The sequence below is a fragment of the Streptomyces sp. NBC_01197 genome (genome assembly GCF_036010505.1).
Taxonomy (GTDB): Bacteria; Actinomycetota; Actinomycetes; order Streptomycetales; family Streptomycetaceae; genus Streptomyces.
Genome location: NZ_CP108569.1, coordinates 6567615 through 6586326, shown reverse-complemented (window position 1 = coordinate 6586326; position 18712 = coordinate 6567615). Strand labels below are relative to the sequence as shown.

18 protein-coding genes and 1 riboswitch are annotated in these 18712 nt (G+C 70.9%); of the genes, 2 read left to right on the top strand and 16 right to left on the bottom strand.

Annotated elements, in window-relative coordinates; translation table 11 throughout:
- Positions 1-83: 83 nt before the first annotated feature.
- The 6 genes from OG452_RS30300 to OG452_RS30275 form a co-directional block, all read right to left on the bottom strand.
- The gene (locus tag OG452_RS30300) at positions 84-761 is read right to left on the bottom strand and encodes a response regulator transcription factor (RefSeq protein WP_327298731.1); all 678 of its coding nucleotides are present in this window, start codon (positions 759-761) and stop codon (positions 84-86) included.
- Complete coding sequence (locus OG452_RS30295) at positions 758-2089, bottom strand: sensor histidine kinase (RefSeq protein WP_327298730.1); 1332 nt, start codon at positions 2087-2089, stop codon at positions 758-760. Before OG452_RS30295 ends, OG452_RS30300 begins: the two co-directional genes overlap by 4 nt.
- A 116-nt stretch (positions 2090-2205) precedes the next feature.
- Positions 2206-3051, bottom strand: a complete 846-nt coding sequence (locus tag OG452_RS30290) for an ABC transporter permease (protein WP_327298729.1) — start codon at positions 3049-3051, stop codon at positions 2206-2208.
- The gene (locus tag OG452_RS30285) at positions 3048-3986 is read right to left on the bottom strand and encodes an ABC transporter ATP-binding protein (protein ID WP_327298728.1); all 939 of its coding nucleotides are present in this window, start codon (positions 3984-3986) and stop codon (positions 3048-3050) included. Before OG452_RS30285 ends, OG452_RS30290 begins: the two co-directional genes overlap by 4 nt.
- Before the next feature lie 170 nt (positions 3987-4156).
- Positions 4157-5008: an isocitrate lyase/PEP mutase family protein gene (locus OG452_RS30280; protein ID WP_327298727.1), complete on the bottom strand. Its 852-nt coding sequence runs from the start codon at positions 5006-5008 to the stop codon at positions 4157-4159.
- Positions 5009-5292: 284 nt separating this feature from the next.
- Positions 5293-6684: a peptidase C39 family protein gene (locus OG452_RS30275; RefSeq protein ID WP_327298726.1), complete on the bottom strand. Its 1392-nt coding sequence runs from the start codon at positions 6682-6684 to the stop codon at positions 5293-5295.
- A gap of 172 nt (positions 6685-6856) precedes the next feature.
- Between OG452_RS30275 and OG452_RS30270 the strand changes: the two genes are divergently transcribed.
- On the top strand, positions 6857-7438 hold the full coding sequence (locus OG452_RS30270) for a uridine kinase family protein (RefSeq protein ID WP_327298725.1): 582 nt from the start codon (positions 6857-6859) through the stop codon (positions 7436-7438).
- Between the two features lie 429 nt (positions 7439-7867).
- Positions 7868-9769, top strand: coding sequence for an AAA family ATPase (locus tag OG452_RS30265; RefSeq protein ID WP_327298724.1), 1902 nt, complete (start codon positions 7868-7870; stop codon positions 9767-9769).
- Between the two features lie 24 nt (positions 9770-9793).
- Here the strand turns inward: OG452_RS30265 and OG452_RS30260 are convergent, their stop codons facing one another.
- The 10 genes from OG452_RS30260 to ribD all read right to left on the bottom strand — a co-directional run bounded on the left by OG452_RS30260 (position 9794) and on the right by ribD (position 18388).
- Complete coding sequence (locus OG452_RS30260) at positions 9794-10894, bottom strand: hemolysin family protein (protein WP_327298723.1); 1101 nt, start codon at positions 10892-10894, stop codon at positions 9794-9796.
- Positions 10891-12234, bottom strand: coding sequence for a hemolysin family protein (locus OG452_RS30255; RefSeq protein ID WP_327298722.1), 1344 nt, complete (start codon positions 12232-12234; stop codon positions 10891-10893). Before OG452_RS30255 ends, OG452_RS30260 begins: the two co-directional genes overlap by 4 nt.
- Positions 12235-12449: 215 nt before the next feature.
- Positions 12450-12917 carry a PH domain-containing protein gene (locus OG452_RS30250; RefSeq protein ID WP_327298721.1) on the bottom strand — a complete coding sequence of 156 codons (468 nt, stop codon included), beginning with the start codon at positions 12915-12917 and terminating at the stop codon, positions 12450-12452.
- Between the two features lie 22 nt (positions 12918-12939).
- Positions 12940-13788 (bottom strand): ATP phosphoribosyltransferase, encoded by an 849-nt coding sequence (gene hisG, locus OG452_RS30245; protein ID WP_327298720.1) that lies wholly within the window; start codon positions 13786-13788, stop codon positions 12940-12942.
- A 124-nt stretch (positions 13789-13912) separates the two neighbouring features.
- Positions 13913-14185 carry a phosphoribosyl-ATP diphosphatase gene (locus OG452_RS30240; RefSeq protein ID WP_164266345.1) on the bottom strand — a complete coding sequence of 91 codons (273 nt, stop codon included), beginning with the start codon at positions 14183-14185 and terminating at the stop codon, positions 13913-13915.
- A 34-nt stretch (positions 14186-14219) separates the two neighbouring features.
- Positions 14220-14705, bottom strand: a complete 486-nt coding sequence (gene ribH / locus OG452_RS30235) for a 6,7-dimethyl-8-ribityllumazine synthase (protein ID WP_327298719.1) — start codon at positions 14703-14705, stop codon at positions 14220-14222.
- A 54-nt stretch (positions 14706-14759) separates the two neighbouring features.
- A complete protein-coding gene (locus OG452_RS30230) occupies positions 14760-16043 on the bottom strand; it encodes a bifunctional 3,4-dihydroxy-2-butanone-4-phosphate synthase/GTP cyclohydrolase II (protein WP_327298718.1) in 1284 nt (427 codons plus the stop codon).
- The gene (locus tag OG452_RS30225) at positions 16040-16693 is read right to left on the bottom strand and encodes a nicotinamide mononucleotide transporter family protein (RefSeq protein ID WP_327298717.1); all 654 of its coding nucleotides are present in this window, start codon (positions 16691-16693) and stop codon (positions 16040-16042) included. Before OG452_RS30225 ends, OG452_RS30230 begins: the two co-directional genes overlap by 4 nt.
- 1 nt (position 16694) lies before the next feature.
- The gene (locus OG452_RS30220; RefSeq protein ID WP_327298716.1) at positions 16695-17318 is read right to left on the bottom strand and encodes a riboflavin synthase; all 624 of its coding nucleotides are present in this window, start codon (positions 17316-17318) and stop codon (positions 16695-16697) included.
- A gap of 5 nt (positions 17319-17323) precedes the next feature.
- The gene (gene ribD / locus OG452_RS30215) at positions 17324-18388 is read right to left on the bottom strand and encodes a bifunctional diaminohydroxyphosphoribosylaminopyrimidine deaminase/5-amino-6-(5-phosphoribosylamino)uracil reductase RibD (protein WP_327299834.1); all 1065 of its coding nucleotides are present in this window, start codon (positions 18386-18388) and stop codon (positions 17324-17326) included.
- 182 nt (positions 18389-18570) lie between these two features.
- Positions 18571-18701: riboswitch (FMN riboswitch) on the bottom strand.
- Between the last annotated feature and the right edge of the window lie 11 nt (positions 18702-18712).

Sequence of the window (18712 nt, the reverse complement as noted above, 5' to 3'; positions counted from 1 at the left end):
GTCGCTCCCGCAGCACCTCCCGGGAGCGACGGGACCCCGCCTGCGCGGCCCTTCCGGCCGACGGCCCTGAACGAGTCCCCGCGTCACCGCGGCCGGTTCGGCCGGGTCAGGCCGAGGTCGTACGCCAGGATCACCGCCTGCACCCGGTCCCTGGCGCCCATCTTCGCCAGCACCCGGCCGACATGTGTCTTCACGGTCGACCCGGAGAGCACCAGCCGTTCCGCGATCTCGCCATTGGTCCAGCCCTGTCCCAGAGCGACCAGGATCTGGTGTTCCCGCTCGGTCAGCGAGCTCAGCCGGGTGTCGTCCGCTCGTACCTCCTCCGGGGCCCGGACGGGCAGGTGGTGCGCGTAGGCATCGAGGAGTCTGCGGGTGAGCGCGGGGGCGATGACCGCGTCTCCACCGGCCACCGCGCGAATGCCGGCGAGGAGTTCCTCGGGCAGGGCGTCCTTGAGGAGGAAGCCGCTTGCTCCGGCGCGCAGCGCCGCGTGAGCGTATTCGTCCAGGTCGAAGGTGGTCAGCACCAGGATCCGGGAACGGCCGCCGGCTGCCACGATGCGGCGGGTGGCTTCGATGCCGTCGATGCCCGGCATCCGCACGTCCATCAGCACGACGTCGGGCCGTAGTTCGGCAGTCGCCCGGACAGCCTCCGCGCCGTGTGCCGCCTCGCCGACGACCTCGGTGTGGGGGGTGCTCTCCAGGAGCATACGGAAGCCGAAGCGCTGCAAGGGCTGGTCGTCGACGATGAGCACTGTCGTCATGACGCCTCCGACCGGTGCGCGCCGGCAGGCACGGCCGGAGGCGGAGCGAGGTCCAGCCGGGTTTCCACCGCCCAGCCGCCGCCCGGCCTCGGCCCGGCCGTGACGGTGCCGCCGTAGAGGGCTGCACGCTCGGCCATGCCGGCGATGCCCTGCCCGCTGGGCCAGGATCGCCCCGCCTCGGTGTGTCCGGTGCCCGGACGGGCCGGAACCGTCCGGCCGTCGGCCGGGCCCGTGTCCTCGACCCGGATACGGATCCCCCCGGCCTCAGCGGCCACCGTGAGGGAGGTCCTGGTGTCCGGTCCGGCGTGCTTGAGAGCGTTGGTCAGCGACTCCTGGGCGATTCTGTAGACCGTCAGCTGCACCCCCTCATTCAGGGTGTCCAGGCCACCGGCGGTGCGGTAGGCCACCTCGGGCCCGGCGACGCGGACCCGTTCGCACAGGGCTTCGAGGTCGGCGATTCCGGGTTGCGGACTGAGTTCGGGCCGCCCCTGCGGCTGGGGCCCGGGTTCCTCCCGGAGCACGCCGAGCATCCGGCGCAGCTCGCCGAGCGCCTGCCGGCTGGTCCCCGCGATCAGCTGGAGCGCTTCCTTGCTTCGTTCGGGTACGACGTCGGCTGCGTAGGAGCCGCCGTCGGCGAGGCCGATGATCACGGACAGGTTGTGGCCGATGATGTCGTGCATCTCCCGTGCCACCCGGGCCCGTTCGGCAGCGGCGGCCAGTCTGTTCTGCTGCTCCCGCTCGCGTTCCAGTCTGGCCGCGCGCTCCCGCAGCGCCCCCAGGTGTGCCTGGCCGATCCGTACGCCCAGGCCGAGGGCGACCGCCGCGGTGGCGGCGCTGCACAGGAAGAACATGGCCTCGAAAGGCGACGCCACGGTGGAGACCCGAAGAACCACCAGCACCATTGCGGCCACCGTGACACCACAGACCCACGGCAGGTAGCGCAGCCCGCCCCGCCTCGCCACGCCGTAGAGGGCGATGAACAGAGCGATATCGATGTGCAGCCACACATCCATCGACCACTGGAGCAGGAAGACCGTCATCACGGCGGCGAACACGGTACCGGGCCTGCCGCGCCGCCACAGCAGCGGCAGTGTCAGGCCCAGCTGCAGCGCGACAGCGCCCACCACCGGGAAGTCCGTGACCCGGACGAGTTCGTCGTGATCGCCCCGGTGCAGCAGGTCAGGAAGGCCGAAGAACAGCAGGACGAGGACGACCAGCCCGGTGTTCAGCAGCCACGGCCTGCTCCGGTGGTCCTGGCGCAGGCGTCGTCCGCCACGTATCAGCCGGGACACCAGTGGGTGTTCCCACAGGAGGTCCTCGTTCGCCATGTGTGTCACCACCCCATCATCCGCGACCCGCCGGGTGACCCCGCCGAGGGGGAGGCGGAGTCATCCGGCGGGATCCGGGTACGTACGGGCGGGGCGTATGTCCCGCTCGCCGCTGGTCAGACGTCGGTGCGCGTGAGCCGGTAGGCGGCTGCCGCCAGGGCCAGCACCGTCCACCCGGCGAACACCGCCAGACCGGCGCCCGCCGAGAGCGCCGGGGCGGTGTTGTGGAGCGCGAAGATCGATTCGCCCGCGTTACTCGGCAGGTAGGGGCTGATGTTGTCCCGCCAGGAACTGGGCAGCAGCGATACCAGTCCCGGCACCAGCATCAGAGCGCCGACCAGAACCGAGATACCTCCGGCGACCGAGCGCAGCAGCGCGCCCAGGGCGACACCGAGCACACCGACCAGACCGAGGTAGAGGCCCGCTCCCAGGAGGCTGCGCACGACACCCGCGTCCGACAGGGAGAGCGCCGCGGGCGTACCCGAGACGATAATGCTGCCGAAGAGGAAGACGACGACGGCGCCGACGCTGCTGAGTACGAGGGCGATCACCCCGAACACGGCGGCCTTGGACCACAGAACCGGCAGCCGGCGCGGGACCGCGGCCAGGGTGGACCGGATCATCCCGGTCGAGTACTCCCCGGCGGCGACCAGCACGCCGAGGACGCCAAGTGCCAGCTGGGCGAAGTTCGTCCCGAAGAGGGACAGGCTCACAGCCGTGGCGTCGGCGAAGTCCCTGTCCATGGGCCTTCCGGACCCGATGCCCGACTTGTAGCGGGCCGACGCGATGAGACCGAAAGCCACCATGAAGACCAGGGCGAGGCCCAGGGTGATCCAGGTGGAGCGCAGGGACCAGAGTTTGGCCCACTCCGAACGCAGCACCCGGCGGCCGCTCACCCGGTAGGACGGCCGCACCGCCTGTACCGGGCTGCTGCTGACCGGAGCTTCTGTGACGGTGCTCATGCGGCGCTCCTGGTGGTCTCGGTGCCTGCGGCGGAGCCGTGGTACTCGACGGAATCCCGGGTCAGGTCCATGAATGCCTGTTCCAGCGAGACGGTCTTGGCGGTCAGTTCGTACACCACGATGGAGTGCTCGGCGGCCCGGGTCCCGATGTCGCGCGCGGAGAGGCCGGTGACCTGCAGCTCTTCCGAGCCTGCCCGGCCGGTGATGTCGACGCCGGGGCCGGTGAGCGCCTCGCGCAGCCGGACCGGGTCGGAGCTGGCGACCTTGACCGTGTCACCGCCTGCCTGCCTCACCAGGTCGTGGACCGTGGTATCGGCCAGCAGCCTGCCACGGCCGACAATGATGAGGTGATCGGCGATCAGTGCCATCTCGCTCATCAGGTGCGAGGAGACGAAGACGGTACGCCCCTCGTCGGCCAGGCCGATGAGCAGATTCCTGATCCACAGAACCCCCTCGGGGTCCAGGCCGTTGACCGGTTCGTCGAGCATGATCGTCGCAGGATCACCCAGCAGGGCGGCCGCTATCCCCAGCCGCTGCCCCATCCCGAGGGAGAACGCGCCGGCCCGGCGCTTCGCCACCTGCTGCAGACCGGTCATCTCGATGACCTCGTCCACCCGCCGCCGCGGGATCCCATGGGTGTAGGCCTGCGCCATCAGGTGGTTGAAGGCCGAGCGTCCGGGATGGATCGACTTGGCTTCGAGCAGCGCACCGACCTCCTGGAGTGGTGCGGTGTGCTCGGCATAGGGGCGGCCGTTGACAGTGACCGAACCGCTGGTCGGCGCATCCAGGCCCACGATCATCCGCATGGTCGTCGACTTCCCCGCACCGTTCGGACCGAGAAAGCCGGTCACGGTGCCGGGCAGAACCGTGAAGTCGAGGCGATCGACCGCCGCCTTGTCCCCGTAGCGTTTGGACAACTGGTGCGCCTCGATCATCGGTTCGCCCTCACCTCAGGCAGCCGGACGGTTCCGGCTCGCATCGCCCCACGCTAAGAGCGGGGAACGCGTCCACCGTGGTACCCAGGGCTCGTCCTGGCCGTGCCCGTGATACCCAGGTACTACGTGCGTGAGCCGGTCCCCCGTACCACCTCACCTGCCCCGGGGCGTCACAGCGCGGGAGCCGTGCGCGTTCCCCTGAGATTGCCGTTCAGCAGCTCGATGGACTGGGCGACACCGATCCCGCCGCCCTCGGCTGCGGGCAGCCGTCCGTCCGCTGCCCGGAGTCCGGCCAGCGCACTGTCCATCGCCTCGTGCGCCGCGAACAGGCACGGCGTGCTGTAGATCGCCACGTCCACACCGGCTTCGCTCAGTTCGGGCAGCGAAAGCCGTGGGGAGCGGCCTCCCGCGATCTGGTTGAACAGCAACGGCTTGTCGCCGATGCTCTCCCGGATGCGCCGGATCGCCGCCACATCGCGCACCCCGTCCACCAGCACCACATCCGCGTCGGTGGCCGCCAGCGCCTTGGCCCTCGTCAGGATCTCCGCCTCCTCGGTGGCGTCCGTCCGCGCCACCACCAGGAGATCGGTCCGGCAGGCCAGCACCCGTTCCAGCTTTTCGAGGTACTCGTCGAGCGGCAGGATCTGCTTCCCGGCCACGTGCCCGCACCGGCGGGGGCGCTTCTGGTCCTCCAGGATCACCCCCGAGGCGCCGGCCCGCTCCAGACGCCGCACGACGTGGCCGGCCACTTCCGGATCGCCGTAGCCGTCATCGACATCCACCAGGAGGTGGTGGGCCGGAAAGGCTCCGCGGAGCCTTTCCACGAAGGCCAGCATGTCCGGCCAGGCGATGAACCCGATGTCCGGCAGCCCGTAGTGGGATGCGGCGAAGCCGAAGCCCGACACGAACATCCCGTCGTAGTGCGAGGCCGCGATCGACGCCGAGTACATGTCGTACACACCGATCAACGGCGTCGTTCCCGCCGTACCGATCGCATCGCGCAGCGCGTTTCCGTGACGCATCGAACCATCTCCCTTGCCGAGGTCGCCCTGTTTCGCGCTGCCCAACAGACCTCGTCCCACCCGAGTCACGCCGGGAACGAAGGTGTTCAGGCTGCGTTCAGGGCGCCGGGGCCCTGGCCTCGACGGCTGACCTTCGCGCGGGGACTCATCGGCCGGCCTGGGTGACGCCGCTCGCGAGCTGACGCAGGATGTCCAGGAATCCCTGACCCGCCGACGTCGGAGCGATCACGATGCCCAGCGCCAGCACGATGACCACGTGGTGATCGGGGAGGCGCCGTCCACGCTCACAGCAGGCCGAGCGACTTCAGAACCCGGTGCTGGTTCCGTGCCGGGTCAGCGGGCCAGTAGATGTAACAGACCCCGCCGGTACCGCTTACGACCTTGCCCTTCGCGTCGTGCCGCTTCGTGCGGAGCCAGATGTTCTCCCACTCGGCGCGCCGGTACACATGGCGGACCGCGTTGTCGTTCGGTGAGGCGGGGTCGTTGGCGATCACATCGCCGTCGGCGGTGAAGCCGATCACCGTCATCAGATGTCCCGACGTGCCGTACCCGGCGCCGGTCAGCTCCTCCTTGAGGAAGGACTGCGAGGTGATGACGGGGATGCCCACGCTGATCAGGGTCTCCAGGTCGGCGAGCGAACCCAGCCTGGTGACCACGGCGCTCATGCCCTCGTACGTCGCCGCGTAGGCGGCGTTGAAGGGCCAGTTGCCGCAGCCCTCGTACTGGTAGTCGTAGGTGCAGCGGGCCGCCTGGCAGACCTCGGGGTCGGCGTACGACGGATCGATCCAGGCCAGGTCGGCGGCGGTGGGCCCGCGCCCCCAGTACTTGATGATCATCGAGGACGAAGTGGGGCTGCACCAGGCCTCGCCGCCGTTGTCGTACTGGGGGTACTGGCCCGCGTGGATGTTCTGCGAGAAGCGCGGGACGGTCAGCTCGCGGGAGATCCGCGGTACCGACGGCGGGACGGTGAACCGGTCCGGGACGTCCGATGCCATCGCTCCGACCCGCCGGACGGTGGGCGTGAGCCGGGTGCCCGGGGTGCGGTACAGCGTCAGCCGCAGCCGGTACGAGACCAGCCGCAGCCCGCTCGCGGCGTCGCCGATGGCGAAGGTGTCGGTCGAGACGGAGCTCTTGCCGTCACCCTGGCCGTCGAGGGACGTCCGCCGGATGTCCGTGTCGCCGGAGGCCCAGCGGCCCATCACGTACCAGGGGGTCTCGGTGCCGTCGGTGTAGCTGCCGCGCAGCTCGACCTGGATCCAGGTGCCTGCCGGGGTGTGCGCGTTCCAGGACGCGACGGCCTCGGTGGCCGGGACCCGTGAGTGGTGGACCGGCGAGGTCCAGGTCGCGTACTCCCAGCCCGTGGTCTTCCCGGTGTGCGGATCGGTGTAGTCGGTGCGGCCCGCGGGGGCCGTGATGACCAGCCCGGAGCGGTGGCCGGGAACAGCCGTGGTGCCGTCGGCCTCACCGCAGCGCCAGTCGGTGTACGAGGCCCAGACGCTGTTGTCCACGAGCGGGGTCACGGGCCCTCCCCCGGCGGCCTGCGGGGTGTGCGGGGCGGCCGGCGCGCCGTTCGGGGCGACCGGGGCGGCGACAGCGGGTGCGGCGGAAGCCGCGGCTGCGGCCGCAGCGGCGACCGCTGCGGCGAGGACGGTTCTGCGCGGAGTGGTACTGGTCACGTTGGTGGACCCCCAGTCGGATACGGATGGGGCGACGACTGCACGACAGTGGGCCAACTATCGCGGCTCACGACGCCTTTCTGCCAGTGATTCACCTCGCGTCCTGCCACCAATATTGGTCTCGACCACTGGCGTGACCTGCGGCCCCGCCAACTGCTTCTAGGCTGGCCCCATGGAAGACCTCGACCGCCTCGCCGCCGCCATCCGTGCACGGCCCGTCTCCTGCGGGCCGGTTCGGCTGGTCGCGGTGGACGGCCACGCGGGCTCGGGGAAGAGCACCTTCTCGGCCAGGCTCGCCGAGGCGCTGGGTGGTGCGCCCGTACTCCATCTGGACGATCTCGCCACCCACCAGGAGCTGTTCGACTGGACCGGGCGGCTGAGCTCGCAGGTGATCGGGCCGTTCACCCGCGGCGAGGCCGCCCGGTACGCACCGTACGACTGGACGCTGCGCCGCTTCGGAGCCGAGCGGACCATCGACGCGACTGACGTCGTCATTGTCGAAGGGGTGGGGGCCGGCCGCCGGGCTCTGCGCCCGTATCTCGCCCAGCTGCTCTGGATGGACCGGGGCCAGGCCGCGTCCTGGGCACGGGGCCGCCACCGCGACGGTCCGGCCCTGACGGACTTCTGGGACGGCTGGACGGCGGCGGAGGCCCGGCACTTCGCCGGGGACCCTTCCCGGCCATTCGCGGATCTGCTGGTCCGTGAGTGTCACAAGGGTTACGAGTGGTTCCGGGCCCCCTCAGTGACCGCGTGAGCGATCCATTTGGTCACACATAGTCATGACCTCCCCCAGGGCCGGCGCCCGGCGGAAAACCGCCCTTCCAGTGCTTCAACTCCGCTTGACCCAGGGCCCGTACAGGTCTTACGTTCTCAATGTGCGGCTTTTCGAAGCCGCCGCAGACGCGAAGCCCCCGGTTGTTCCCCCGTGATCGGGGGCTTCGTTCTGCCCATTCCCGTCCCAAACGGACTGCCCACCTCGCTGATCGCTCACCCTCGGTCACCGTGAGCAAGCCCCTCCCCCAGGTCAGCCGGTACCACGGCACCCTTCGGTACCGGGCCTCTGCGCAGGTACGATGCCCTTCGGGCGGCGCCGGTCAATTCCCGTCCGCTGCACAGCGGTTCACAGGTCGCAGGGCGCTGAGCCCGGCGGCACGGTACGGGGGCACGGTCTGTGGGGGACGTGATGGATTTCGGCACGCAGGGCTCGCACGCCCCGGCCGATCTCGCCTGGCTGAGAGGCGTGGACGCCTACACGATGGGGGCGTACCCACAGGCGGAGGAGGAGTTCCGGGCCGCGGTGCGGCTCGATCCGGGGATGGCGGACGGCTGGCTCGGACTGCATGCGCTGCGGGTGGACACCACCACGGCGTTACTGCGGATGTTCCGGCACCGGGAGCGGTTCGGCGAGCAGCGCGGCAGGCTGTGCCGCACGCTCAACTCCTGGTACTGGCTGGGCTGGTGGGTGCAGCCGGTACTGGAGAGCCCGCGCGATCTGCTCCTCGCGCACGCCTCGCACTGGCTGGACGGACGCCATGTGCCGGAGCTGGACCGGGCGCTGGCGGGGCTGCCGCCGGTGGATACCGATCCGCAGGTGCGGTTCCTGCACGCGTGCCGCGCGTACCTCGCCAAGGACTGGGAACGGCTGGTGCGGTACACCGCGTCGCTGGTCGACGATCCGGTCCTGGGGATCGAGGCGGGACTGTTCGGCGGGATGGCGCGGGTGCGCCTGGAGATGTACGGGCAGGCGGAACCGCTGCTCTCGGCGGCCCTGATGCGGTGCCGCAGCGAGCAGCCGCAGCGCAAGGAGCTGCGCTACTGGCTCGCCCGCGCCCACGAGGGGACCGGGCGCAGCGCCGCTGCCCTGCCGCTGTACCGGGCGGTGCACCGGGTGGATCCCGCGTTCATGGACACCGCTGCCCGGCTCGCCGCGATCTCCGAGGGCGACGGGTTCGACGACGCGGTCGACTACGCCGCGGTCTCGCTGGCCGGGTTCGGGCAGGACGCCGTGGACGGGCAGGCCGAGGGCGCCTTCGCGGAGAGCGATCCGGCCGAGGGGCGGGACCCCAGGCCCGGGAGCCCGGGAAGTCCGGGCGGCGATCCGCTCGGCGGCTCCGCTCCGCCTTCCGGCGCCGTACGGGACCGGGACCCCTCTCCCGCCGGGCAGTTCCCGCCGGATCTGCCGGCCGGCCCCACCGACCCCGAACTGCTGGCGCGTGCGCTGGACGAGCTGGAGGGCATGGTCGGCCTGGAGCCGGTGAAACGGCAGGTCAAAGCGCTATCCGCGCAGCTCAACATGGCCCGGCTGCGGGCCGGCCAAGGGCTGCCCGTGCAGCCGCCGAAACGCCACTTCGTCTTCTCGGGCCCTTCGGGCACCGGCAAGACGACCGTGGCCCGCATCCTGGGCCGGGTGTTCTACGCACTCGGGCTGCTCGGCGGGGACCATCTCATCGAGGCCCAGCGTGCCGATCTGGTGGGCGAGTTCCTGGGACAGACCGCCGTGAAGGCGAACGAGCTGATCGACTCCGCGCTCGGCGGGGTGCTCTTCGTGGACGAGGCGTACAGCCTCTCCAACTCCGGTTACAGCAAGGGCGACGCCTACGGCGACGAGGCGCTCCAGGTCCTGCTGAAACGGGCCGAGGACAACCGTGACCACCTGGTGGTCATCCTGGCGGGCTATCCCGAGGGCATGGACCGTCTCCTCGCCACCAATCCGGGGCTCTCGTCGCGGTTCACCTCACGGGTCGACTTCCCGAGCTACCGGCCGCTGGAACTGACCGCCATCGGCGAGGTGCTGGCGACCGAGAACGGCGACGTGTGGGACGAGGAGTCGCTGGACGAACTGCGCTCGATCGCCGGTCATGTGGTGGACCAGGGGTGGATCGACGAGCTGGGCAACGGCCGGTTCCTGCGCACGCTGTACGAGAAGAGCTGCGCGTACCGGGATCTGCGGCTGACCGGGTACGCGACGACCCCGGGCCGGGACGATCTGTCGACGCTGCGCCTGCCGGACCTGATGCAGGCGTACGGGGAGGTGCTCTCGGGGCGGGGACCGGTCGGTCGCGGGCAGCAGGAGCCGCCGCTCTGAACGGTCCCCGCCCCGGGGCCGGACCTACCCGGCCAGCGCCTGTTCGGTGCGGTCGGTGCGCGGCTCGGACACCCGCGTCACCTGCGGCGCCGGGACTTCCCGGTGCGCGGGGTCCCGTACCTCACCGACCAGCTTCTCCAGCACGTCCTCCAGCGCCACCAGACCGAGCACCTTCCCCGAACCGTCGGCGACCTGGGCCAGATGGGTGGCCGCGCGCCGCATCACGGTCAGCGCGTCGTCCAGCGGCAGCTCCGCGCGGAGCGTCGCCATCGGGCGCCAGACCTGCTGGGGGACGGCCCGTTCCCGGTCCTCCAGGTCGAGCACGTCCTTGACGTGCAGGTAACCCATGAAGGCGCCGCTGTCCGCGCAGACGGGGAAGCGCGAGTAGCCGGTGCGCACGGTCAGCTCCTCGATCGTCAGGGGGGTGACCGACGGGGCGACCGTGATCAGGTCCGCGCGGGCTATCAGCACGTCCGCGATCGGCCTGCTGCCCAGCTCCAGCGCGTCCTCCAGGCGCTCCTGGGCCTCCGAGTCCAGCAGGCCGGCCTGGCCCGAGTCCTCGACGAGCCGGTTGAGCTGCTCGCTGGTGAAGACCGCCTCGACCTCGTCCCTGGGCTCGACACCGAAGAGCCTCAGCACCAGCCGGGCGCAGGCCCCGAGTGCGACGGTCACCGGGCGGCAGAGCCGGGCGAAGCCGACGAGTCCGGGGCTGAGCCAGAGCGCGGTCTTCTCGGGGGCGGCCATGGCGAGGTTCTTCGGGACCATCTCGCCGATGACCAGATGCAGCGAGACCACGAGCGCGAGAGCGATCACGTACCCGAGCGGATGGACCAGGCCGCCGGGCAGCCGGACCGCCTGGAAGACGGGTTCGAGGAGGTGGGCGACGGTCGGCTCGGCGACGGCGCCCAGCGTCAGGGAGCAGACGGTGATGCCGAACTGCGCGGCGGCCATCATCCGCGGCAGGTTCTCCAGGCCGTACAACACCTTACGGGCCCGTGCGGAGCCCTCGGCGGCCAGTGGCTCGACCTGGCTGCGGCGTACGGAGACGAGCGCGAACTCGGCTCCGACGAAGAACCCGTTGGCGAGCACCAGGGCGACGGCGAAGAGGAGCTGGAGGAAGCTCATCGCACGCCCTCCATGACCGGGACGGGCACATCGGCGGTGCGGACGAGCCGCACCCGCTCGGCGCGGTAGCGCTCGACCCTGCGGACCGAGAGCCGCCAGCCGGGGAGTTCGGCCCGGTCGCCCGGGGCGGGGATGCGTCCCAGCAGGTCGGCCACGAGGCCGGCGACGGTCTCGTACGGGCCCTCGGGGACCTCAAGACCTATCCGCCGCAGGGTGAGGACCCGGCAGCTGCCGTCGGCCTCCCAGGCGGGGTTGCCGTCCTCGGCGGGGGCCGGGGACAGCTCGGGGCGGTCGGCGTCGGCGCCGTCGTGCTCGTCCCTGACCTCCCCGACCAGCTCCTCGACGATGTCCTCCAGGGTGACGACTCCGGCGGTGCCGCCGTACTCGTCCACCACCACGGCGATCGGCTGCTCGGTGCGCAGCCGCTCAAGCAGCTGCTGCACGGGCAGCGTCTCGGGCACCAGCAGCGGTGCGACGGCGACCCGTGCCACCGAGGTCCGGTGCCTGGCCTGCACAGCCACGGCGAGCGCGTCCTTCAGATGGACCATGCCGACGACCTCGTCGATGCGCTCCCGGTAGACGGGGAAGCGGGAGAGGCCGGTGGCGCGGGTGAGGTTCAGTACGTCGGCCGCCGTCGCCGACGACTGGAGTGCGCTGACCTTCACCCGGGGCGTCATGACGTGCTGGGCCGTGAGCCCGGCCAGCGAGAGGGTCCGTACGAAGAGGTCAGCCGTGTCCTGTTCCAGCGTGCCGGCCTGTGCCGAGTGACGGGCCAGCGAGACGAGTTCGCCGGGGGTACGGGCCGAGGCCAGCTCGTCGGCGGGCTCGACGCCGAGCGCCCGGACCAGCCGGTTGGCGACGGTGTTCAGCAGGCTGATCACCGGCCGGAAGGCGGTCGAGAAGAGGTGCTGGGGACCGGCGACGAACCGGGCCACCTGGAGCGGCCTGGACACCGCCCAGTTCTTCGGGACCAGTTCGCCGAGCACCATCTGCACGGCGGCGGCGAGCAGCATGCCGAGCACCACGCTGATACCGGACACGGCCTCTTCGGGCAGTCCGGTGGCGGTGAGCGGTCCCTTGAGCAGCTCGGCGAGCGCGGGCTCGGCGAGCATTCCGACCACCAGCGAGGTGATGGTGATGCCGAGCTGGGTGCCGGAGAGCTGGAAGGAGAGTTCCCGCAGGGCCCGTACGACGGTGCGGGCCCGCCGGTCGCCGTCCGCGGCGGCGCGTTCGGCGTCCGGCCGCTCCACTGTGACGAGGCCGAATTCGGCCGCGACGAAGAATCCGTTGGCGAGGATCAGGAGGAAAGCCGCTCCGAGGAGCAGAAGGGGAATGGTCATGCCGCCGCCTCCAGGAGGGGGGCGGCGCACGTACTACCGGATGATCCGTCCATTGCTGGAAGGAATCACTCCTCATGTCGCAGGGGTGCCCCGCGGACCACGGGGGTCACAGATGCGGGGCGGGGCGCACCTGGCGCCCCGCCCCAGAATAATCAAACAGCGGCCCGATGCGTCAGTGGCCCAGCCTCCGCACCTGTCCGGCCGGCGCGGCCGGGCTACTCCGCCGGCGCGATCGGGTCGGGGTCGGCAGGGCCGCGTGCGTCCGCCAGGGCGCGCAGGGCGCGGGCGTCGCGGATGGCCTGGGCCTTGCCGATACCGGGCTGGATACCGAGGGCGGGGAGGCTGGTTCCGTCGCTGAGGTCGAGGAAGACCCAGGCGTCGCCGGGGCGCAGGTTGACGTGCAGGATCTCCGGCCAGGCCAGCCGGCGCCTGGATGTGAGATTGACGACGGTGACGCCGTCCTCGTCCGCGACGACCTTGGGGCGGCTGAGCAGCGCCAGCACCCCGAAGAAGACCGCGGCGGTGAAGATGAACGAGACGCGTTCACCCGGGTTCAGGGTCTCCAGCATCAGGGAGACGACGGTGAGGACGACGAACATGACCGTCCCCACGGACAACAGCACCACCCGGGTACGGGTCGGCCTGAAGGTGACCGGGAGGGCGGGAAGTTCGGGGGCGGTCATGATCCGTACGTCCTTCGTACTGTCAGAGACGGCAGGCGTGGATGGCCGTGGTCAGGATGGCGCGGGCGCCGAGTGCGTAGAGGTCGTCCATGATCCGCTGGGCTTCCCTGGCCGCGACCATCGAGCGGACGGCGACCCATCCCTCGTGGTGCAGCGGGGAGACGGTCGGCGACTCCAGGCCGGGAGTGAGGGCCACGGCCTGTTCCAGGTGCTCGACCCGGCAGTCGTAGTCCATCATCACGTAGCTCCGTGCCACCAGGACGCCCTGGAGGCGGCGCAGGAACTGCTGCACCTTGGGCTCGTCGGCCCCGGCGCCGGTCCGGCGGATGACGACGGCCTCGGACTTCATGATCGGCTCGCCGATGACTTCGAGTCCGGCGTTCCGCAGTGAGGTGCCGGTCTCCACGACGTCCGCGATGACCTGGGCGACGCCCAGCTCGATGGCCGTCTCGACGGCGCCGTCGAGGTGGACGACGGACGCGTCGATGCCCTGGTCCGCGAGGGCCTTGGCGACGATTCCCTCGTACGAGGTCGCGATCGTCAGGCCGCCGAAGTCCTCCGGGCCCTTCGCGGTGCCGGGCTTGGTGGCGTACCGGAAGGTCGATCGGGCGAAGCCGAGCTGGAGGATCTCCTCCGCGTCGGCCCCGGAGTCCAGCAGCAGGTCGCGGCCGGTGATGCCGATGTCGAGCTTGCCGGAGCTGACGTAGATCGCGATGTCGCGCGGGCGGAGGTAGAAGAACTCGACCTGGTTCACCGGGTCGACGAGGACGAGCTCCTTGGACTCCTTGCGCTGCTGGTAGCCGGCCTCATGGAGCATCGCCATCGCAGGCCCGGAGAGAGAACCCTTGTTGGGGACGGCGATGCGCAGCATGAGGTCGCTTCCTTCGTGCGGAGTGATTGCGGAGTGCGGTGATTGCGGCGTGCTGGGGTGCTGGACGTCTGGACGTCTGGACGTACGCAGAGAGTGGGACGTGCGGTGTGCGTGAGGCGGGTGCTCAGAGGTGGGCGTAGACGTCGTCGAGTGAGATCCCACGGGCGACCATCATCACCTGAACGTGGTACAGCAGCTGCGAGATCTCCTCGGCGGCGGCTTCCTTGCCCTCGTGCTCGGCTGCCATCCACACCTCGGCTGCCTCCTCGACGACCTTCTTGCCGATGGCATGCACGCCCTTGCCCACCAGTTCGGCGGTACGGGAAGTGGAGGGGTCGCCGTTGGCGGCCTTGAGCTGGAGCTCGGAGAAGAGCTCTTCGAAGGTTTTGTTCGCCATGATGCTGCTAAGAGTACGGGGTCCCCGTCCCCACTCAGCGCCAGGGTTCGCTGACCGTGCGCAGTGTGGTCGCGGTGGCGACAGCCGCGGTGACCGCTTCGTGCCCCTTGTCCTCGTTGGATCCTGCGAGGCCGGCGCGGTCCAGCGCCTGCTCCTCGGTGTCGCAGGTCAGCACGCCGAAGCCGATCGGGACGCCGGTCTCGACCGAGACCTGCGTGAGGCCGCCCGTGACGCCCTGGCAGACATACTCAAAGTGCGGGGTGCCGCCCCTGATGACCACGCCGAGAGCGACGATCGCGTCGTAGCCGCGGCCCGCGAGGACCTTGGCGACCACCGGGAGTTCGAAGCTGCCCGGGACCCGCAGCAGGGTCGGTTCGTCGATGCCCAGCTCGCCCAGGGCGCGCAGCGCGCCGTCGACGAGGCCGTCCATGACCTTCTCGTGCCACTGGGCCGCGATGACGGCCACGCGCAGGTCGCCGCAGTTCTTCACGGTGAGTTCGGGTGCGCCCTTGCCGCTCATGTCTGTCTCTCTCTCGTGCTTCTCGGACCGGAGGCTCCTTCTGCTGTCCCGGTCCTACTGGTTGCCGCAGGCGGACGAGGCGTCCAGCCAGGGCAGGTCGTGTCCCATCCGGTCCCGCTTGGTGCGCAGGTACCGGAGGTTGTGCTCGCCCGCCTGGACGGGCATTGCCTCCCGCCCGGTGACGTCCAGGCCGTGCCGGACGAGGGCGGCGGTCTTCTCGGGGTTGTTGGTCATCAGCCGCAGGCTGCGCACCCCTAGGTCCGCCAGGATCTGGGCTCCGGCGCCGTAGTCGCGCGCGTCGGCGGGGAGCCCGAGTTCCAGGTTGGCGTCGAGGGTGTCGCGGCCGCGCTCCTGGAGCTCGTAGGCACGCAGCTTGGACAGCAGTCCGATGCCGCGCCCCTCATGGCCGCGCAGGTAGACGATGACGCCGCGGCCCTCGCTGGTGACGCGCTCCATGGAGGCTTCGAGCTGGGGGCCGCAGTCGCAGCGCAGCGAGTGGAAGATGTCGCCGGTGAGGCACTCGGAGTGGATGCGCACCAGTACGTCGTCGCCGTCCCCGATCTCCCCGTGCACCAGGGCGACATGCTCGATCCCGTCGGCGATGGAGCGGTAGCCGTACGCGGTGAACTCGCCGTAGGCGGTGGGGAGCCGGACGGTCGCCTCGCGGCGGACCAGCGGTTCGGAGCTGCGGCGGTAGGCGATCAGGTCCCCGATGGAGATGATCGTGAGACCGTGTTTGCGCGCGAACGGCACCAGCTCGGGCAGCCGCAGCATCACCCCGTCCTCCCCCGCGATCTCGACGATCGCGCCGGCCGGGCGCAGACCGGCCAGCCGGGCCAGGTCGACGGCCGCCTCGGTGTGCCCGTTGCGCACGAGCACCCCGCCGGGCCTGGCCCGCAGCGGGAAGACGTGCCCGGGGCGTACGAAGTCCCCGGCGCCGGCCCGGCCGTCGGCGAGCAGCCGCAGGGTGGTCGCACGGTCCGCGGCGGAGATACCGGTGGTGACCCCGTGCGCGGCGCCGGCGTCGACGGAGACGGTGAAGGCCGTCTGCATCGACTCGGTGTTGTTCTCGACCATCTGCGGGAGGTCGAGCCGGGCCAGCTCGTCGCCCTCCATGGGTGCGCAGATCAGTCCCCTGCACTCGCTCATCATGAACGCGACTGTCTCGGGGGTGGCCTTCTCGGCCGCGATGACGAGGTCGCCCTCGTTCTCGCGGTCCTCGTCGTCGACGACCACCACGGGCCGGCCCGCCGCGATGTCGCGTATGGCCTGTTCCACGGGGTCGAGGGAGAGGTTCTCGGCGTTGTCGGTCGAGTACCAGACGGGCTCGGCAGTCATGCTGCTGCTCCTTCCAGGGCCGGCTTGACGCTCGTACGGGAGCGCAGCCACCAGTCGCGCAGGCCCCAGAGGACGAGCGCGAAGTAGACCACGTAGACCAGGCCGGAGAAGGCCAGGCCGCTGTGGAAGGCGAGGGGGACGCCGACGAGGTCGACGAGCAGCCACGCGAACCAGAACTCGACGAGACCGCGCGCCTGGGCGACCATCGCGACCAGGGTGCCGACGAATATGTAGGCGTCGGCCCACGGGCTCCAGGACAGGGAGGGGACGGCGAGGAAGAGAGCGGCCACGGCGACGGTACCGGCCACGGCGCCCGCCAGCAGCAGTCCGCGCTCGCGCCAGCTGGCGAACCGGACGGCGATGCTGCCGTCCTGAGCCTGCTGTCTGCCCCGGGTCCAGGCCCGCCAGCCCCACAGGGCTATCCCGATGACCAGCAGCTGTTTCCCGACTCCGCCGCTGAGATGGGCCGAGGAGTACGCGCCGACGAGGATGACGCCGGACAGGAACTGCGCGGGCCACGTCAGGACCGAGCGGCGCCAGCCGAGGGCGAGCGCGATCAGTCCGATGGTGTTGCCGGTCATGTCGGACCACAGGATGTGCTGGCCGAGCACGGTGAACGCCTCGGTGTTCAGCCAGGTCAGTGCGCTCACTTCAGCTGCCCTCCGGTCCGGGTGTGGCGCGGGTGCCGTCGGCGCCGAGCAGCCGCTCGACGTACTTGGCGAGTACGTCCACTTCGAGATTGACCGGATCGCCCGCCTGCTTGATGCCGAGAGTGGTCACGGCGAGGGTGGTGGGGATGAGGCTGATGGTGAAGTAGTCAGGTCCGGCGTCGACGACGGTGAGGCTGACTCCGTCGACGGTGATGGAGCCCTTCTCCACGACGTACCGGGAGAGGCCGGCCGGGAGCGAGATCTTCACGATCTCCCAGTGGTCGGACGGTTTGCGTTCCACGACGGTGCCGGTGCCGTCCACATGGCCCTGTACGAGGTGTCCGCCGAGGCGGCCCCCGAGCGCCATGGGGCGTTCGAGGTTGACCCGGGTGCCGGTGGCGAGCGCGCCGAGGCTGGAGCGGTTGAGTGTCTCGGCCATGACATCGGCGGTGAACTCGCCACCGCCGGAGTCGACCACGGTGAGACAGACGCCGTTGACGGCGATGGAGTCGCCGTGCTTGGCGTCCTCGGTCACGACCGGTCCGCGCAGGCGGAAGCGGGAGGCGTCGCCGAGGTTCTCGACGGCGGTGACCTCGCCCAGTTCTTCGACGATTCCGGTGAACACGGCGCTCAGCGCTCCTTCGGGGTGGCGGTGATCCGCAGATCGGGGCCGATGCGGACGGTCTCGGTGACGTCGAGTCGCAACGCGTCGGTGATGGTGGTGATTCCGGCGTCGGCGAGGGCCGCGGGGCCCGCGCCGAGGAGGACGGGGGCGAGATAGCCGACGACCCGGTCGACGGCGCCGGCGGCGACGAAGGAGCCGGCCAGTGTCGGTCCCCCTTCGAGGAGTACGGAGCGGACACCGCGCGCGTACAGCTCGGCGAGCAGGGTGTCGACGGCGATACCCGCCCCGTCGTACGGCAGTTGCGCCACCTCGGCGCCGCCTGTTCCGGGGAGCGGGGGCGCGGCGACGCCCTGGCCGACGACGACCAGCGTCGGCGCCGCTCCGTCCAGGACCCGGGCGGTGGGGGTGAGGGAGCGGGCATGGGTGTCCAGGACCACCCGCAGCGGCTGGGTGGCGCCCTCGATACCGCGGACGGCGAGGTGCGGGTCGTCGGTGCGCAGGGTTCCCGAGCCGACGAGGACCGCGTCGGACTCGGCGCGCAGCCGGTGGACGTCGGCGCGGGACTCGGCCGATGTGATCCAGCGGCTCGTCCGGTCGGCGGCCGCGATACGGCCGTCGAGCGTCGCCGCGTACTTCCAGGTCACATGGGGGCGGCCGAGGCGCACCGCGGTGAGCCAGGCGGCGTTGCCCGCTTCGGCCTCGCCGGCGAGCAGACCCCCCGTCACCGTGACGCCGGCCGCGCGCAGAGTGTCGGCGCCGCCGGTGGCCTGCGGGTTGGGGTCGCCGACCGCGTACACCACGCGGGCGACACCGGCGTCGATGAGCGCCCGGGCGCAGGGGCCGGTGCGGCCGGTGTGGTTGCAGGGTTCGAGCGTGACGTACGCGGTGCCGCCGCGCGCCCGGCCGCCTGCCGCCGCGAGTGCGTTGACCTCGGCGTGCGGGCCGCCGGCCCGCTGGTGGAAGCCTTCGCCCGCCGGCTCGCCCGCCGCGTCGAGGATGACGCACCCGACGACGGGGTTGGGGCTGGTGGATCCGAGTCCGCGTGCTGCGAGCGCGATGGCTCGGCGCATGGCGTCGGCCGCCTGCGGCGACGGAACGGCTGCGGTGGCCACCGGGTCCTCCTGCCTCTTCGGGCACGGACTCCGGGGCCTGTCGATGACGACAGAGAGCGGGACCACACAGGAACGCCGGGGCCGGGGGACGGTTGTGTCGGGACGACAAACCACCGGTTACGGCGTACCAATACGGCCCGCCGCGCACTGCCTCCCATCCGGACTTTCACCGTCGGTCCAGGAATCACACCTGGTCAACCGCCCACTGGATGCGGACGGGTCGCGGACTATAACCGCCGGTTCGGAATTACACCGACCCCGGAGTGCGCTGCTGCTGGTACA

Bases quoted from the DNA above. Each gene is read 5' to 3' on its own strand.
- OG452_RS30300 (WP_327298731.1), bottom strand. From the start codon at position 761: ATGACGACAGTGCTCATCGTCGACGACCAGCCCTTGCAGCGCTTCGGC.
- OG452_RS30295 (WP_327298730.1), bottom strand. From the start codon at position 2,089: ATGGCGAACGAGGACCTCCTGTGGGAACACCCACTGGTGTCCCGGCTG.
- OG452_RS30290 (WP_327298729.1), bottom strand. From the start codon at position 3,051: ATGAGCACCGTCACAGAAGCTCCGGTCAGCAGCAGCCCGGTACAGGCG.
- OG452_RS30285 (WP_327298728.1), bottom strand. From the start codon at position 3,986: ATGATCGAGGCGCACCAGTTGTCCAAACGCTACGGGGACAAGGCGGCG.
- OG452_RS30280 (WP_327298727.1), bottom strand. From the start codon at position 5,008: ATGCGTCACGGAAACGCGCTGCGCGATGCGATCGGTACGGCGGGAACG.
- OG452_RS30270 (WP_327298725.1), top strand. From the start codon at position 6,857: ATGGAAGACCTCGACCGCCTCGCCGCCGCCATCCGTGCACGGCCCGTC.
- OG452_RS30265 (WP_327298724.1), top strand. From the start codon at position 7,868: ATGGATTTCGGCACGCAGGGCTCGCACGCCCCGGCCGATCTCGCCTGG.
- OG452_RS30260 (WP_327298723.1), bottom strand. From the start codon at position 10,894: ATGAGCTTCCTCCAGCTCCTCTTCGCCGTCGCCCTGGTGCTCGCCAAC.
- OG452_RS30255 (WP_327298722.1), bottom strand. From the start codon at position 12,234: ATGACCATTCCCCTTCTGCTCCTCGGAGCGGCTTTCCTCCTGATCCTC.
- OG452_RS30250 (WP_327298721.1), bottom strand. From the start codon at position 12,917: ATGACCGCCCCCGAACTTCCCGCCCTCCCGGTCACCTTCAGGCCGACC.
- hisG (WP_327298720.1), bottom strand. From the start codon at position 13,788: ATGCTGCGCATCGCCGTCCCCAACAAGGGTTCTCTCTCCGGGCCTGCG.
- OG452_RS30240 (WP_164266345.1), bottom strand. From the start codon at position 14,185: ATGGCGAACAAAACCTTCGAAGAGCTCTTCTCCGAGCTCCAGCTCAAG.
- ribH (WP_327298719.1), bottom strand. From the start codon at position 14,705: ATGAGCGGCAAGGGCGCACCCGAACTCACCGTGAAGAACTGCGGCGAC.
- OG452_RS30230 (WP_327298718.1), bottom strand. From the start codon at position 16,043: ATGACTGCCGAGCCCGTCTGGTACTCGACCGACAACGCCGAGAACCTC.
- ribD (WP_327299834.1), bottom strand. From the start codon at position 18,388: ATGCGCCGAGCCATCGCGCTCGCAGCACGCGGACTCGGATCCACCAGC.